Origin of the sequence: Rhodococcus sp. PML026 (assembly GCF_000963615.1) — a bacterium.
In the GTDB taxonomy this organism is placed as follows: Bacteria; Actinomycetota; Actinomycetes; order Mycobacteriales; family Mycobacteriaceae; genus Rhodococcoides; species Rhodococcoides fascians.
On the sequence record NZ_KQ031376.1, the window covers coordinates 784,665 to 801,571 of the forward strand.

Annotated in this window: 9 protein-coding genes; all 9 read right to left on the reverse strand. The window is 66.2% G+C overall.

Features of this window, described 5'->3' with window-relative positions; all coding sequences use genetic code 11:
* Positions 1-10 precede the first annotated feature (10 nt).
* The 9 genes from VF34_RS23290 to VF34_RS23330 all read right to left on the reverse strand — a co-directional run bounded on the left by VF34_RS23290 (position 11) and on the right by VF34_RS23330 (position 16,898).
* On the reverse strand, positions 11-820 hold the full coding sequence (locus tag VF34_RS23290) for an ABC transporter ATP-binding protein (protein WP_032371349.1): 810 nt from the start codon (positions 818-820) through the stop codon (positions 11-13).
* A complete protein-coding gene (locus VF34_RS23295; RefSeq protein WP_231578263.1) occupies positions 817-1,815 on the reverse strand; it encodes a FecCD family ABC transporter permease in 999 nt (332 codons plus the stop codon). Before VF34_RS23295 ends, VF34_RS23290 begins: the two co-directional genes overlap by 4 nt.
* 59 nt (positions 1,816-1,874) lie before the next feature.
* Positions 1,875-2,933 (reverse strand): FecCD family ABC transporter permease, encoded by a 1,059-nt coding sequence (locus VF34_RS23300; protein WP_032367936.1) that lies wholly within the window; start codon positions 2,931-2,933, stop codon positions 1,875-1,877.
* 11 nt (positions 2,934-2,944) lie between these two features.
* Positions 2,945-4,240: a lysine N(6)-hydroxylase/L-ornithine N(5)-oxygenase family protein gene (locus VF34_RS23305; RefSeq protein WP_032407155.1), complete on the reverse strand. Its 1,296-nt coding sequence runs from the start codon at positions 4,238-4,240 to the stop codon at positions 2,945-2,947.
* Complete coding sequence (gene panD, locus VF34_RS23310; RefSeq protein WP_027495817.1) at positions 4,237-4,653, reverse strand: aspartate 1-decarboxylase; 417 nt, start codon at positions 4,651-4,653, stop codon at positions 4,237-4,239. The genes VF34_RS23305 and panD overlap by 4 nt, the downstream gene beginning before the upstream one ends.
* Complete coding sequence (locus VF34_RS23315) at positions 4,653-6,011, reverse strand: salicylate synthase (protein WP_082079236.1); 1,359 nt, start codon at positions 6,009-6,011, stop codon at positions 4,653-4,655. The genes panD and VF34_RS23315 overlap by 1 nt, the downstream gene beginning before the upstream one ends.
* Before the next feature lie 133 nt (positions 6,012-6,144).
* Complete coding sequence (locus VF34_RS23320) at positions 6,145-8,016, reverse strand: siderophore-interacting protein (RefSeq protein ID WP_052068938.1); 1,872 nt, start codon at positions 8,014-8,016, stop codon at positions 6,145-6,147.
* A 70-nt stretch (positions 8,017-8,086) separates the two neighbouring features.
* The gene (locus VF34_RS23325; protein WP_045842060.1) at positions 8,087-9,160 is read right to left on the reverse strand and encodes an ABC transporter substrate-binding protein; all 1,074 of its coding nucleotides are present in this window, start codon (positions 9,158-9,160) and stop codon (positions 8,087-8,089) included.
* A gap of 88 nt (positions 9,161-9,248) precedes the next feature.
* Positions 9,249-16,898 (reverse strand): non-ribosomal peptide synthetase, encoded by a 7,650-nt coding sequence (locus VF34_RS23330; protein ID WP_045842061.1) that lies wholly within the window; start codon positions 16,896-16,898, stop codon positions 9,249-9,251.
* Between the last annotated feature and the right edge of the window lie 9 nt (positions 16,899-16,907).

The window sequence follows — 16,907 nt, forward strand, 5'->3', positions numbered from 1 at the left end:
CAATTCTAAACTAAGCCTTGCCTAGCCTGCCAGCGGCCACCTTGGGTATCACCAACGGGGTGTGCGATTCCGGATCGTCGATGATGCGGCACGGCAGTCCGAACACCGCCTCGACCAAGTCGGCAGTGACGATCTCCGCCGGTGGGCCCTCGGTGACCACCGCGCCGTCCTTCATCGCGATGATGTGGTCGGCGTATCGACATGCATGGTTGAGATCGTGCAACACCGCGACGAGGGTGTTGCCGTTGTCCCGATTCAACGTCGCCAGCAGGTCGAGAAGTTCGATCTGGTGCGCGATGTCGAGAAACGTCGTCGGCTCGTCCAAGAGCAACAGCGGGGTCTGTTGCGCGAGAACCATTGCCACCCAGACTCTTTGCCGCTGTCCACCGGACAGCTCGTCGACCGGACGGGCCGACAGCGACGCCACTCCGGTCGCAGTCATGGCCTCCACCACCGCGGCCTCGTCCGCGACGGACCATTGCCGAATCAACTTCTGATGCGGATAGCGGCCTCGCGCAACGAGATCGGCCACCGAGATGCCGTCCGGCGCGATGGAGGTTTGCGGCAGGAGCCCGAGTCGGCGGGCGACCTCCTTCGCCGGGTACGACGAGATGGACTTGCCGTCGAGCAATACCGTGCCGCCGGTCGGCTTCAGCAGCCGCGACAACGCGCGCAACAGTGTCGATTTGCCGCAGGCGTTCGGCCCGACGATCACGGTGAACTTGCCGTCGGGAATGTCGACGGTCAACTTCTCGCTGATGATTCGTTTGTCGTATCCGACGGTGATGCCGTCCGCGTACAGGCGTGGCCTCGTCGTCATTGCTTCCGCCCTTCTCGTGCCAACAACCAGACGAAGTACGCGCCGCCCACACAGACCGTCACCACGCCGACCGGAAGCTGAGTGGGTGCGAACACTCGTTGCGCTGCAACGTCACTGACGATCAGGAGCAGAGCGCCCATGCACGCCGCGGGCACCATCGCCACCGACGAGGTACCGGTGAGTCGCCGAGCCAACTGCGGTGCCGCGAGCGCAACGAACGAAATGGGCCCCGCTGCGGCCGTGACCAGTGCCGTGAGGGCGACCCCGAGAATCACCAGCATCAGACGCGTCGGCTCGACGCGGATTCCGAGCGCTCTCGCCGCGTCGTCACCCATCTCGAGTACCGGTAGCCGTGTCGACAGCGCCGCCGCCGCGGGGGTCACGACAGCCAGGGCCACGAGAACGGGAACCACCTGCGGCCACCCCAACCCGTTGAGTGTGCCCGCGCCCCAGACGGCGGCTGCGATTGCCTCGGAGACATCGGCTTTCACCACGAGCCAGGTATTGACGGACGCCAGGACGGCACTGACCGCGATACCGACGATGATCAATCGAAAGCCCTGCACGCCGCGCTTGTAGGCGAGCACGTACACCGCGGCGGCGGCCACCAGTCCGCCGACGAGCGCGCCCGCTCCGGTCCGGTAGTAACCGCCGCCGAGCGTCAGGATGACGACGAGAGCGCCGGTGTACGCGCCGGTCGAGAAGCCGATGATGTCCGGGCTGCCCAACGGATTTCGCGTCAACGACTGAAAGATCGCACCCGACACCCCCAGGGCAGCTCCGAACAGGAATGCCAGCGCAACCCGGGGGAACCGCGACTGCATCACGACGATCTCGGTGATGCGCGGGGCGTCGCCGAACACCGCTGCGAGCACCTGGCCCGGTGGAACGTGGTAATCGCCGGTGCCGATCGCGAGGACGGCGACAACCGCTGTCAGCAACAGCAGGGCCGCGCAGACGAGGACCGTACGAACGTCGATTCGTGCGCCCAGCACTGTGCGAACGATCCACACCCTTCTGCCGAAGTCGATGTTCCCGGCGCGCGGTGCCCGGATCACAGCCCGCTCGCCTTCTTTCGGCGGACCAACAGGATCAGAACGGGAGCCCCGACGAAGGCGGTGACGATACCGACCTGCAACTCCCCCGGCTCGATGACGATTCGGCCGACGACGTCGGCGAACAACAGCAGTGCCGGTGCCGCGAACACGGTGTGGATCAGAATCCAACGCTGGTCCGGCCCGACGAACCAGCGCACCATGTGCGGCACCATCAGCCCCACGAACCCGACCGGTCCCGCCGCCGCAGTCGCTGCTCCGGCCAACAGGGTCACCGCAACGACCCCGACGGTCCGCGTCCGAAGCGCATTGGCTCCCAACGACCGGGCCAGCTCGTCGCCCAGTGCGATCGCATTGAGCGGACGCGCGACGAGCGCCGCAAGACACAGTCCGAGTACGACGAACGGGCCGGTCGCCGCCGCGATGTCGAGGCCTCGACCCGCCAACGAGCCTGCGCCCCAGAACCGCATCCTGGCGAAGGCGTCCGGGTCCAGCAGCAGCATCCCGGAGGTGACGCCGCCGAGCACCGCACCGAGGGCAATACCGGAGAGCGTCAAGCGAATCGGAGTGGCGCCCGCTCGTCCCACCGAACCCAGCGCGTACACCGCGACGGTGGCGAGAACGGCACCGACGAACGCGAACCACACATAGAACCGAACGTCGGTCACGCCCAACACCCCGACTGCGAAGGCGACGAAGAGTGCCGCTCCGGCATTGACGCCCAGAATGCCCGGGTCGGCCAACGGGTTGCGCGTCATCGCCTGGATCAGCGCGCCCGCGACGCCGAGCGCGGTACCGACGAGCACACCGAGCACGGTCCGTGGAACTCGGAGCTCGCGGACGATCACCGCGTCGGTGGAACCGTTCGAAGACCACAGTGCGTGCCACACGTCACCGACAGCGATGTTCTCGGCTCCCACAGCGATACTCACCAGGCACAGAATCGCGAGGACGACGACGACGAGAATCAGACCGGCGGTCCTGCCGGCATCGGTTCGGGCCAGACCACCGACGAGAGCCGGAACATCGCTCTGTTCCGGCTCGTCGCCCGCAGTGATACCCCGCCGTTTCACACCACCGAACGCACCCTCGCACCCACCGCGGACTTGACGATCTCACCGCTGCGCACAGCGATGTTGGACAGCAGAGAGGACGTCAGACCGTGGGTGTGCTCGGTGCCGCCCTGCAGGTAGATCGAACCCGCTGTCGATCCACGCGTGACGAGCCGGTAGTCCCGCGTCACGCGTGGACCGTGCGCATCGAATTCGACGGCGTCGAACAACGGCCCGAGGATGTCGGGCAGATCGAGGGACGTGAAGCCGGTGGCATAGACGACAGCGTCGCACAGCACGTCCTCGGCCAGTCCTGTCGGCCCGTGTTCCACCGATGCCCGCACGCCCGACGCCTCCTCCGTGACATCGGCCAGTCGGGAGGCTCCGTGCACGAACAACCGGCGCTGTCCGCTGACCCGCTCGGCATACTCGCGCGCGTACAGCTCCTCGATCAGGGGCAAGTCGACGGCGGAGTAGTTGGTTCCGCGGTGATAGTGCAGCAGCTGATCGCGCAGAGAATGCGAGGACGAGTAGAAGTCGTCGACGGCGGTCGGATCGAAGATGCGGTTGGCGTAGGGGCTGTCGTCGGCCGGACTGTACCCGTACTTGCGCAGTACCGCATGCACGGACGCGTCCGGATAGGTCGAATGCAGGTAGTCGACCACTTCGGCTGCGCTCTGCCCGGCACCGACGACGACGAACGTGCGGTGAGTGCGCGACGGCAGCCGGTCGAGGTGGCCGAGCAGGTCGTGATTGTGGAATTGCCGCGCCGACGCGCTGACTCCGTCCGGCAGGGCCGCGGTCAGGCCGCCTGCGAGCACGATGTTGCGGCCGCGGACGGTCCCGGTGCGCCGCCCCTCGGTGCGGACGCCGTAACCGTCACCGGTGTCGACGACCGCGGACGCCCGCGTGCCGTAGTGCACCGCGGCGTCGACTTTGCCTGCGGCCCAGGACAGGTAGTCGTGGAACTCGAGCCGGCTGGGGAAGAACGTCTGCAGATTGATGAAGTGGTTGAGCCGGCCCCGTTCGGCGAGATACGACAGAAACGTGTACTCGCTGCTCGCATTGCGCTGGGTGGCAAGGTCTTTGAGGAAGGAGATCTGCATCGTGGTTCCCGGCAGCAACATTCCGGGGTGCCAAGCGAACTCGTCCTTCGACTCGACGAAGCACGACGTCAGGCGCTCGGCCGGAGCACACTGTCGATTGTGTTCCTCGATCGCGATGGCCAAGCCGAGGTTGGAGGGCCCGAAGCCGACCCCGACGATGTCGTATTCGCCGTCGAGGTCGCTGCTGTAGTCGTCGCTCGGGCTCATCGGATGCTCGCCCCCGACATCTGATCGAGCGCACCGGGGACCGGTTCGGCAGGGTCCACTCCGAGGGCAACGATGCTGTTGTCCGAGTCGACGTGCACCACGGAGGGACTGTGTGTGGGCAGCTCGGCGTTCTCGACCTGACGGAACGACATGATGATCACCAGATCACCCGGAGACACCAGATGGGCCGCGGCACCGTTGATTCCGATCACGCCGGATCCCGGATGGCCTTCGATCACGTAGGTGACCAAGCGAGCGCCGTTGGTGATGTCGACGACGTGGACCTGTTCGCCCTCGATCAGATCGGCCGCCTGCATCAGAGTCGAATCGATCGTGATGGACCCGACGTAGTGCAGATCGGCGTGAGTGACAGTGGCACGGTGGATCTTTCCACCCAGCATGGTGCGGTGCATCAGGCGTCGTTCTCCTTCTTACGGACGAGATATGGGGCAACGCTGGCGAGCTTCTCGCAGGTCTCGTCGAATTCACGTTCGGGCTTGGACTGGCCGACGATGCCGGCTCCGGCACGCAGCCATGCGGAACCCTGCTGCTCGTAGACGGCGCGCAGCACGAGTGCTGCTTCGAATTCTCCCGTCGACGATGCCTTCACGACGGCACCGGAGTACAGGCCGCGCGGTGAGTCGTCGAGCCGACCGATGGCGTCGATGGCCTCCTTCTTCGGGATCCCCGACGCCGTGACGGCCGGAAACAGGGCACCGAAGGCATCCCAGCAGGACAGGTCCTCGCGCAGGCGTGCGCGCACGGTGGACGCGAGATGTTGGACACTTCCCCGTTCGCGCACGCTCATGAAGTCCGAGACGGCCGTCGACCCCGGGCTGGCGATCGATTCGAGTTCCTCGAACGAGGTACGCACGGACACAGCGTGTTCGGTGATCTCTTTCGGATCCTGTTCGAGATCGGACTTCGCTGCCGAGTCGGCATCGGAACCGAGTCCGAACGCTCTCGTTCCCGCGAGCGGCTCGGTGGTGACGATCCCGTGTGCGTCGACGGAGGCGACCAATTCCGGGCTGAAGCCTGCGGCACGCAGATCGCCGAGATGCAGCAGAAAAGAGCGGGCCGGAGTGTTCGCCGTACGCCCGGCGCGGTAGGTGCCCGGCATGTCGAGATCGAATGGGATACGCACGCTCCGGGACAGAATGACCTTGGCGTAGTCGCCCCGTCGGATTTCCGTTACGGCCTGTTCGACGCGGCCGCGGTAGTCGTCGAGATCTCCGCCGACGTCGAGAGGGTGCACGGTCGGCAGCTCGTCGCCGACGATCGCGTCGAGCGCGGCCAGTACCGAGGCGCGGTCCTCGTCGCTGCCGGTCACCTCGACGGCATCGTGTTCGCGGCCGAAGCGGACCTCGACGCGGGGCACCACCAGGTGCGCGAGGATGTCGTCGGCGTCGCGCCCGGCGGCAGTGGACCGATCGACGTCGTGCAGGTGCTCTGCGAACCCGAAACCGACGAATCCGTAAGCGTTCCACTGTTCTCGGGTCAGGCCCGTGCACGCCTCGCTCAGGGCCGCTGCCGGGTTACCGGACCAGCTCCGCTCGGTCGGTTCTCCGGCCCCCCAGGTGGTGGTCACGAGGTGGGGCCGAAGCACGATGCGAGCGACCACGCCGCCCGCGAACACCCAGCGTCCCCGGTCCTCGTACACGACGTACTCGTCGAACAATCCGGACTCCGCCAACGCGACGACCGTACGCAGTCCCCGCTGCAGTTCGGTCCCCTCGGCCGTGTCCATCGTCGTTTCTTCGACAACGGTCATTGTGTGTGCACTCCTGACGGTGAATCGGTCCGTGACCGCGCATTGCGCGCAACGTCTGCGGTCGGCATCGGCGCGCGCCTTCGATAGGGAACGCTAACCTAACCGACTCGGCAGCACAACGGCTTCCTCGGTGTCAGCGAACACGGCGTAGATCGAGCACCGAGATACCCCAGCCGACCAGCGTCGACGCCGCGACCTCGAGGCCGGCATCGGCTGCTACGCAGGCAAATTCGGCTTTCGTTCGTACACCGCTGCCGTGCATGCAGAGCATCAGCAGATCGAATTCCGACTGGTCCTCGTTGAACGACCCGTCGTTGGACAGTCGCTCGACGACCACCAATTTTCCGTTGTCGGCCAATCCTGTTGCCGCGTTGCGCAACAGCAGTGCGAGATCGTCGTCTCGATAGTGTCCGGTGACCTCGAGCAACAGATACGCGTCGAATCCGTTCCCGTGCTCCACATGCGGCTCGGACATCACGCTCTGCGGGTGATTCACCACTCGCCCTTCGAGTTCGGGCCATTTCCCGAGGTCGCGTCGAATCAGGTCGAGTTCGCTGGGCAACCCGAGCACACCCGCCGATACTCCGTCGTACCGGGAGAGAACGGAACCGAGCACCACTCCGGATCCTGCCCCCGCCACCAACAGGGTCGAGACCCCGTCGAACGAATAGTCTTGCACCAGAGCAGGACCCAGGAACGCGGCCTCGTCGGCGATGTGGTTGTGATGCAGTTCGGCGAGCCGCGGGGACGCCTCGAGGTCTTCGGTCAACGTGTTGCCGGTCAGCAGGCTCGCGCTGGCGGTACCGGTCCGCAGGCTGTCCACCAGACCTGTGATCGACAGTTCCACCCGTGCCTCGATCCCGTCCAGGTCCAGCCAGTGCGAGATCCAGTCGTCGCCGAGCATCGCCTCACCGATATCGCCGAGAATCAGATCACCGGTGGAGTTCTCGGCGAGGACGTCGACGGCACGCAGATAGCGCACGAATTTCGCGAGGGCGCGCGCGTCCGTCTCGGTGGCTTCCGCCAGCGATTCGACGGAGCACGCCCCTCGGGACACGTGCAACGGGATACGTAACGTGTTGGCCGCCCTGAAAGCGAAGGGCGACAGTATTTCCGCACGTTCGGCGAGCCTGTCGAACGGCTCGGACTCACCGCCGCTGAGGTCGGGCACCTCGGGATCGTCGGCGCGGGTCAGAACCTCGGCGCGACGCCAGTACCCGGTGACGTCGACCATCTCCGGCGGCAGGCCGCGGTCCTCGCGCAGATACCGACGGATTCCCTTGAGAGCGGTCGCTTCCCCTGCCACCCAGGCGAACACCGTTCCGTCCCACCAGGGTGCCGCCCGCACCGCACTGTCGAGCAAGTCGCCGGTGCCGGCGGTGACGCCGTCACGATGGACCCACGTGATCTCGGCGTCGGCGGCCGTCGGCAACGGCAACTCTCGCTCGACGTCGGCGACCTCGACGAACACCCGAATTCGCCGGCCCGGCAATGCCTCTTCGAGATACCGAGCGATGGCAGGTAACGCGGTCTCGTCGCCGACGAGCAACACCCAGTCGACATCGGCCGGAGCATGGCCCGACCGCACCGGTCCGAGCAGGGTGATGGAATCGCCGACGCGGCAACGCCGACCCCACGTCGACGCGATGCCGGTGTCGTGGGTGACGAAGTCGAGAGTCACCTGCGCGGTCTCGGGATCGACGCTGCGCACGGTGTAGTTGCGGGTCACCGGACGCGGATCACGCGGCCATTCGACGGTGCGCTCGTGCTGGGTCGGAAGCACCACCGTGCCGTCGGTCTCCGCCGGGAAGAACAACCGAACGAAGTCGTCGAATCCTTCGCTGCGCAACGCCGGGAACCGGTAGTCGCCGCGCGAGAACTCGCGCAGCTGCGGCCCACCCAACACGATTCGGCGCATACCCGAACCCAGCTGACGTGTTTCGATCACCGTTGCCGTGCGCAGGACTTCGGGAAAGACGACCTGAAGTCGATGGGACCTTGCCACGGTGGAACACGCTCCTGTCGTCGAAAGTGAATACGCCTGTGCTCGCGTCGAGTGGGCCGCCCGAGTGTTGTCAGCCCTGAACGTTCTCGGCGGCAGTGTTCAGCGCCGAGGCCACGTCGTCGAGGATGTACGGGATCGTCAGCACCGTCAGGCCACCGAACGCGAAGTTCTTGTCGGCGCTGAGGGCCTCGGTGGAGGCGGTACGCCCCTGCGAAAGTACGGGCTGCGAGGCCACGGCGGGTTCGGCCAGGAACCCGGCGAGAGATTCCTTGTCGTACGCCACGACGAACAGCACGTCGGACTTCAGCAACGACGCCTGTTCGAGGCTGAGCTCGAAGTACACGGCGTCGGGGTCCTTGGCCGGGTCGGCCTGTTGGATGGTGGGCTCGTTGACGAGACCGAGCTGCTCGAGGAACTCGACTCGTACGTCGTTGTCCTTGCTGACGGCGAAAGTGCCGGGTGCGTTGGGCAGCGCGACGGTGACCGTCTTGCCTTGCAGCGCAGAGTACTTGGTCGCCGCATCGGCAATCGAGCCCTCGACTCCGGAAACCAGGTCGGCGGCCTCCTTGTCCTTGCCCAGCGCCTTGCCCGCGATGGTCAGCTGGTCCTCCCACGACGTGGTCCACTGCTTGTCCGGGTACGCGACGACGGGCGCGATGTCGGAGAGCTTGTCGAACTCCTCCTGGCTCAACCCCGAGTACGGCGCGAAGATCAGATCCGGTGCGGCGGCAGCGAACTGCTCGACCGGAACCGCTCCGGTGCCGTCACCGGAGAGCAGTGTCGGCGCGTCGCCGCCCAGGTCGGCGAGAGCCTTCGCATCCCACGGCAGAACGCCGCGTTCGTCCGCACCGTACTGGGCACCGTCGAATGTAGGCATCGCAACGGGTACGACTCCGAGGGCGAGAATCGCGTCCTGGTTCGACCATCCCCAGGTCGCGATCCGCTTCGGTGCCTCGGGGATCGTCGCGGATCCGAGTGCCGAGTCGATCGTGACCGGAAATGCGGACTCCTGCGCAGACGTCGTGGAGTCGGCGGCAGGCGTCTCCTCGGTGTCGCTGCTGCATCCGGCGGCGAGGGCGATGGTCAGCCCTCCGGCGAGCGCGATCGACGCGGCGCTCCTCATCCACTTCGTACGAACCTTCATCGTTCCTCGGAACCTCTCGACTCGACCACGCACTGACTGCGTCCACACCCGACCGGGCGAGGCGACTGACAAGGTAGCACTAATGAGGTTACCCTTGCCTCATTAGGCCGTCCTCGGACTCCCTGTCCTCCACGATTCGACACGCGGCCGACAGGGCCTCCCGCCAGAGCCCGGCCAGTTCCTCCACACCGTCGAGCACTCCTGCCGGCCACGTGTACGTCACACCGAGTACCGACGACCCGTCCTGTTCGTGCACGTAGCTGTCGACGACCAATGCATAGCCGCAGGGCGTCTCGGTGCCGGGCGTGGTGTCGAGACTGCTACGCAATCGGCTGGCCCCGAACGGACCGCCTGTCGCGGTGTCGAAACGGCCCAGATAATTGAATTCGATGTCGGCCGTGGGCATGTGCCGCAGCACCGCACCCGCCTCACCGCTGCACCACCGCAGCATGCCGTACGTCGACCCGTCTCCCGGCACCGAATCCCTCGACCGAGCCGCGTCCGTCGCGATCGTACGCAGAACCGATTCTGCGGCAACAGGATCGGACCGGTGCGACATCAGGGCGCGATGGTCGGTCGCGTCAGCGGTCAGGCGGAGCGGGAACACAGCCGTGAGCCATCCGACCACGGAAGAGCCGTCCACCCGATCGGACGCGATTCCCGACCGCCCGTGCCCCTCCACGTCGACGACGAACGACTGCGGACCCGCCGCACCGCTGTCCATCCACTCGACTGTCGCGGCCGCGAACGTTCCCAACAACAGATGTTCGACGGACACCCCGAGCCGCGGGCGGGCTGCGGCGAGAATCCGCGCGCTTTCCTGAGGGGAGAGCGCGAACGTGGTGGTGCGTACGCCTGCACCGGTATCGATCGACGGATCGACCGGACGCACCATCGGAACCCGTTCCGCCCCGTCGCCGACGCGTGTCCAGTACTCCAGATCGGCGAGCACCTCGGCAGAGCCGGCGAGGCGGTGGATCTCGTGCGCCCACTGCCGCATGGAGGGCCCGATCGGGCCGCGATCCGCCGACAACCGCTGCTGCCACGCAGTCGTGATGTCCGGCAGCAGTATTCGCCAGCTGACCCCGTCGACCACGAGGTGATGCAGCGTGATCAGGAGCTCACCCAAGGAGTCGGTGTCACCGTGGTGGCGCAGCCACACCACATCGACCATCCGGCCGATCCGGGGATCGAGCCGACCACGTGCCGCGCGTGACTGGGCGGCAACACGCTCTGCGAGCAGCGATTCGGTGAGCCCGTCCACATACTCGGTACGGACCCACTCGGCCACGTCGGCAGTACCGTCCGGCAACACGGTGAACACGGACTCGGAGCCGGGACGACGGTCGAAACTCGAATGCAGGATGGGGTGCCTGGCCACCACGAGATCGAGAAGCTCGATCAGCGAGTTCTCGGTCAGATCGGCGGGAGCCTCCAGCAACACCGCCTGCGAGATCTCGTCGACGGACCCATCGAGGCTGTCCATCCAGCGGAGGATCGGTGTCAACGGGACTTCTCCGTACGGCGACAGTTCCTCGACGCCGGAGGCCATCGGTTGCGCCGACTCCGCTTGCTGAGCAAGTGCTTCCGGCGTGCGCCGAGCGACGATGTGACGGGGCGAGACCGCCATGCCCACCGTCCGCAGCCGCGCCGACAACTCCATGGCCATGATGCTGTCGCCCCCGAGATCGAAGAAGTCGTCGTCCGCGGAGACCTCCGGCACATGCAGCACAGCGGCTACTGCGCGGCATATCTCCCGCTCGACGTCGGTGCGCGGCGCGCGCCCGGAACCGAGGGTCGGGACGGGGTCGGGTAACGCGGCCGCATCGAGCTTTCCGTTCGGCAGCACAGGGAACGCATCGAGCACGGTCACCGACGATGGAACCATGTACGACGGAAGGAGTTCGCCCAGACCCGCGCGCACGGCGCTCACGTCGATCGTCCGTCCCGGCGCAGCAACGACGTATCCAGCGAGGGTCGCCTGCCCGGTAGCGATACCCGACGTATGCACCAGCACCCGCGCGTCTGCGACGGCATCGATCTCTCGCAATCGACTTTCGACTTCCCCCACTTCGACGCGGTGCCCGCGGATCTTGACCTGGTCGTCCGCGCGACCGGCATACCTCAATGTGCCGGATTCGGTCCACGACACGAGATCCCCGGTCCGATAGAGCCGAGTACCGTCCGCGGCGAAGGGATCGGCAACGAAGCGGTGCGCGGTGCGCCCCGGCGCGTTGCGATACCCGCGCACCACGCCCGGCCCGGCCAAATAGAGCTCGCCGAGCGCCCCGGGAGGCGCGAGCCGAAGACAGGCGTCCAACACGTATGCCTTCAGGTTGGTCACCGGCCTACCGATCACGGGCTCGGGCGACAGATCCGTCGATGTGAACACCGCATCGACGGTGGCCTCGGTGGGTCCGTAGAAGTTGTACGCGACCACAGATTCGTTCGCGCGCAACCTGTTCCACAACTCGACCGATACCGCCTCGCCGCCGACCCCGACCGACGTGAGTGTGTCGATCGATCCCGACCGCATCATCTGTTCGAGCAACGACGGCACGACCTCGATGAAATGCACCGACAGCGTTCGCAGTCGCTCGGTGAGTTCTCTCGGATCGAGAACGACCTCGGGATCGATGAGATGTACTGTGTGCCCGCCGAACATCCACAACTGCGGTTGCCAGGATGCGTCGAAGGCCATCGACCAGGCATGCGCCACGTTCAGAGTGTCCGTGCCCGCGCGCGCCGCCGTCGGCAGATGCACGCTCTCGCGATGGGAGTGATAGAGATTCGCCAGTCCTCGGTGCGGTACCGAGACTCCCTTGGGCACACCGGTCGTACCGGAGGTGTAGATGAAGTACACCGGGTGGTCGGGATGCAATGCGGACCGACGCTCGGAATCGGTGACGGCAATCCTGTCCGTCGACGACGGCGTCAGGGCCTCGACCGCCGATGCCGTCACCGTGATCACCGGCTGCGCATCGTCGAGAATCTGCCGCGCGCGTTCGGTGGGCCAGTTCGGGTCGATCGGGAGGTAGGCGGCCCCGGACTTCATGACCCCGAGGATCGTCGCCATCGTCGTCACGGTTCGTGGGGCCTCGACGGCCACGATATCTTCCGCGCCGACACCGAAACCGAGGAGCCATCGCGCAATTCGATTGGAGACGCGATCGAGCTCGGCGAACGTCAGAGCCGTGGCGGCGTCTGCAACAGCAACGGTGTCCGGTTGCAACGCGACGCGGTCGGCGAACAGGTCCACCATCGTCCCGTCCGGATACCGACGCTGCGAGCCGGCGTACTCGGTGCGGAGAATCCGAGTCGTCGTCTCGTCGACGAGAGACAGTGCGGCGATCGGCGGGTCGCCTTCGTCGGCGAACGCACCCAACACCGAGGTCAGTGCGGACGCCACTGCGCGGGCGCGAGCCACGGGCACCGAGTCGCTGCGGTATTCGACCACCAGCCGCATCCGTTCGCCCGGATGGACCGTCAACACGAGCGGGTAGTGCGTCACTGTGTGGAATCCGGCGACCGACACCGAGAAGTTCTCGGCATCGACACCCGAAGTGTCTGCAGCAGCGAAGTTCTCGAACACCACGAGTGTGTCGAACAGCGTTCCCCGTCCGACGGCCTTCTGAATGTCTGCCAGGCCCACGTGATGATGCGGAGCCACGGCGATCGAGAAGTCCCGCAGACCAGCGAGCACGGTCGACAGACGTGCATCGGGTCCGACGTCGACACGGACGGGAACGGTGTTGATGAACAGTCCGACCATGTCTGCGACACGATCGAGGTCGGTGGGACGCCCCGAGACCGTCGAGCCGAACACGACCGACGGAGAATCCGTGAATGCCGAGAGCACCACGGCCCATGCTGCATCGACCAGTTCGCTCAGCGTCGACGATCGACGACGCGCCGACTCGATGAGCCGAGCGGTGTCCTGCGCACTCCACTCGAGGTCGATCTCGTGCGCCTCGGAACGTACCGACGACGATGCCGATGCCGATGCCGATGCCGACGCTGCCACCATCGTCGGTGCCACGTCCGCGCCGAGCGCGCGACGCCACGCGTCGACGGACGAGTCGTCGCGGCCCGCGAGCCACCGCAGGTAGTCGTCGAACCGCGCAGGTTCCGGCAGTGCCAGGCCTCGGTAGAGCTTGAACAGCTCGGTACCCACAGTGCCCATGGACCACCCGTCCACGAGAAGATGGTGGACGGTCAGCACCACCCGGTGACGATCGTTCCCGCAGTCCAGCAGCAGAATTCGGACGAGCGAGTCCTGCTCTATGTCGAACGCACGCCTGTCCTGGTCGATCAGGTCACGGGCGGTAGGCGATGTCGGATCGTCGACGACATGACGGCGGAGTACGACTCGACCCGTATCGCGGATCGCGACGGTCGTCCCGGTGCTCAACGTCAGAAAGCGCGAGCGCAGCGCTGGATGACGGTCGAGGAGCGCGTCGAGTGCGCCCCCGAGACGTCGCGGATCCAGCAGCCCGTGCACCTCGAATTCGGTGGCGATGACGTAGATTTCCTCCACTCCGTCGCCCGAGGCTACGGACTGGAATGCCAAGCCCCGCTGCAGCGGAGTGGCCGGGCGAGCTGCCTCTGGATCGATTCCATGAGAGCGCAATTCGGCTACATCGGCATCGGTCAGCAGCGCTGCCGAACTGTCGGGCCGGTCGACGATCGCAACGGCCCGGGCGCTTCGGCCCCGCTCCACCAGCCCTGCGACCGTTCGACACTCGAAGACGTCTGCGGTGGTGATCGGAAGTCCGGCGGTGCGCGCGTGATGGACGAGGGTGATGGCGGTGATGCTGTCGCCGCCGAGCGAGAAGAAGTCGTCGTCGACGCCGATGGACTGGGCGCTCCCCGCACGGGTGGTGTCTGCGAACAGCGCCGCGAGCGCTCGCTCGTCCTCGGATGCAGCCGGTCGCGATCGGCTGGGACCACCGTCGGGTATTCCGCGCTCCTGCAGAACTTTTCGATCGGCCTTGCCGTTGGGGGTTCTGGGAATACTGTCGACGGCCACCCAGAATGCGGGCACCAGATAGTCGGGAACCCGGCGACGAAGCGCCTCCCGCACCGACGCGGTGTCGACCGAGTCGGGAGTCACGTAGGCCACCAGCACACCGACGCCGTCACCGTCGGACACAGCGACCACGGCGCACTCGTCGACCGAAGGGTCACTGGCCGTCCAACTTTCGACCTCACCCAGTTCGACGCGATGGCCTCTGATCTTGACCTGACGATCGTCTCGACCCAGAAATACCAGGACGCCGTCGACGAGACGGGCACGGTCCCCGGTGCGGTACATTCGCGCGCCATCGCCGCCGGGATCTGCGACGAAGCTAGTCGCGGTCTCGGCCGGTTTCCCGGAGTATCCGCGGGCGAGCTGCACGCCCGACACGTACAGGTCGGCAGGAACGGCGTTCCGAACCGGGCGTAGCCGAGAGTCGAGCAGCCGCAGTGTGGTGTTGTCCACCGAGGTTCCGATGACCGCAGGGTCGCCGTCGACCCGCTGGACGGCGACGTCGCCTGCGACTTCGGAGGATCCGTAGGAATTGTCGATCGTGGCGTCCGGCGTCACCGCTCGGATCACGTCGATCATGTGGTCGGTCAACGGTTCTCCGCTGAGTATCCAACCGGTCACCGAAGCGCAGTCCAACGGCGCCGCAGCGGCCAACGCGGCAGCCAGAGAACCGATGGCGGTGACCTGTTCGGCACCGGACCGTCCGATGAGCGAGGCCACGGCACCCGAATCGCCGTACTGGTGATCCTGTGCGAGTACCACACGTTGGCCCGCGAGAATGCCGGTGAGCAACTCCGTCGCGCCGTCGATGAACGCCAGCGAACTCTTGGCAACTCGGCTGCCCGGTCTGCCCCACCGCGTCACCGCCCACTGCAGCCGGTTGGCCAACGCGTTCCTGGTGCCGACCACACCCTTGGGCGTTCCGGTCGAACCCGACGTGTACACGAGATAGGCCGCGCACTCACCCGGGACGCTGCGACCGAACGGCGGCGTCCAGTCCTGTTGTCGTACAGCGGTATCGACACGGACCGCAGTCTCCATATCCGCCAGTGCCGCGGGGGTCGCATCGTCGATCAACAGCAGGTCGTGCCCGGAATCGGACAGGATCAGTTCGATCCGCTCACGCGGGTAGCGAATGTCGACGGGTACGAACGCTGCGCCGACGTCGATGGTCGCCAACAGCGTCGCCACCATGTCGAGACCTCTGCTCACCGCAACAGCGACGCGGCTTTCGACACCGATGTGGTGCGCACGCAGCAGTGCGGACACCTGTCCGACCTGCGTGGACAACTGCCCGAACGTGATGTGCTCGCCGCCGATCAGCAGTGCCACGTCATCGCGGGACTGCTCGAAGCGCGCTGCCAGAGCGGTCTCGATCGGCACCACGGTTCGGTCCGGTCCGACGCTGCGCCCCTGGCCATGTGGGGCGGCCACCAGTCGAGTGACGTCGATGTCCGACACTGTCGTCATCCGATCGAGCATCTCGACGAACGTCTCGGCGTACATGGCGGCCTGCCGCCGGCCGACAGCGGCCTCGTCGTGCAGTACGAACGCCCACAGAGCAGGATCGGGGCCCACGATCAACGCCATCGGGAAGCTCATGTGCGCACCCAGCACCGTGATCTCGTCGACGGTCCCGCTCGTCTCGGGTATCGGTGCGGGATAGTTCTGGTACACGACTATGGTGTCGAACAGCTCTCCGCCGCCGACTGTTCCGGCGATGTCGGACAGCCCGAGGAACCGATATTCGTCCAGGTCGAGGTGGTCTGCCTGCACGCGTGCGAGCATCTCGGTCGCCGTTGCAGCCGAGTTCCACCGCAGGCGGACAGGCACGGTGTTGAGCAGCAAACCCACCATCGCCTCGGCACCATCGAGATCGAACGGCCGCAGCGACGTCGCCATCCCGAAGGCCACATCGTCGGAACCGGTTCTCGCCGACAGCATCGCCGCCCAGGCTGTCTGCACGACGACGTTCGTGGTCACGCCGGTACGACGCGCGTATTCGGACACCCGCTGGGCCAACGCATCGTCGATATCGACGTCCAGGCGCGAGCGCGTGCCCGCGCTGGACCCATTCGTTCGGTCCCCGGCAACGAGAGTCGCGGACTCGAACCCGTCGAGGTAGTCGGCCCACCGCTGACGCGCAGTGACGTTGTCCTGCAACGCTGTCCATGCGAGATAATCGCCGAAGTCGGGTGCAGGCGGCAACTGCGCCCCCTCGCCCGATTCGTAGAGAGCGATCAGCTCCCTGACGAAGATGGCCTCGGACCACCCGTCCATCAGCGCGTGATGGTAGGTGATCAGAACTCGCGGGGCGCGCGCAGAAGTGGAGTAGGAGAAGCGAATCAGCGGCTGCTCGAAGAACGCGAACCCGGCCGAGCGGTCTCGTCGGAGATGATCATCCCACTCGTCGTCGACGGCCGTGACGACCGGCGTCGACGCGCGCGGTACCACCCAGACCAGATCACCGTTACGGCGTTGCCGCAGCAGCGCTCTGATGTTCGGGTAGCGATCCAACAGCAGTTCGAGGGCACGATCGAGCCGGCCGCGATCCACCGCGGCGGACAGGTCGAGCACCGTCTGTGACAGGTACGGATCCTGCGCTCGCTCGGCGAGCGTCGATTGCAGGTACATCCCGACCTGCAGTGCGGTGAGTGGGAGTACGGCGGCGATCTTGGACTGCGACGTGGCCGCGGTATCGGTCGTCATGTCTGCTCA

Excerpts from the sequence above, each read along its gene's own strand:
- VF34_RS23315 (WP_082079236.1), bottom strand. The coding sequence starts at position 6,011 with ATGACCGTTGTCGAAGAAACGACGATGGACACGGCCGAGGGGACCGAA.
- VF34_RS23330 (WP_045842061.1), bottom strand. The coding sequence starts at position 16,898 with ATGACGACCGATACCGCGGCCACGTCGCAGTCCAAGATCGCCGCCGTA.
- panD (WP_027495817.1), bottom strand. The coding sequence starts at position 4,653 with ATGCACCGCACCATGCTGGGTGGAAAGATCCACCGTGCCACTGTCACT.
- VF34_RS23325 (WP_045842060.1), bottom strand. The coding sequence starts at position 9,160 with ATGAAGGTTCGTACGAAGTGGATGAGGAGCGCCGCGTCGATCGCGCTC.
- VF34_RS23290 (WP_032371349.1), bottom strand. The coding sequence starts at position 820 with ATGACGACGAGGCCACGCCTGTACGCGGACGGCATCACCGTCGGATAC.
- VF34_RS23305 (WP_032407155.1), bottom strand. The coding sequence starts at position 4,240 with ATGAGCCCGAGCGACGACTACAGCAGCGACCTCGACGGCGAATACGAC.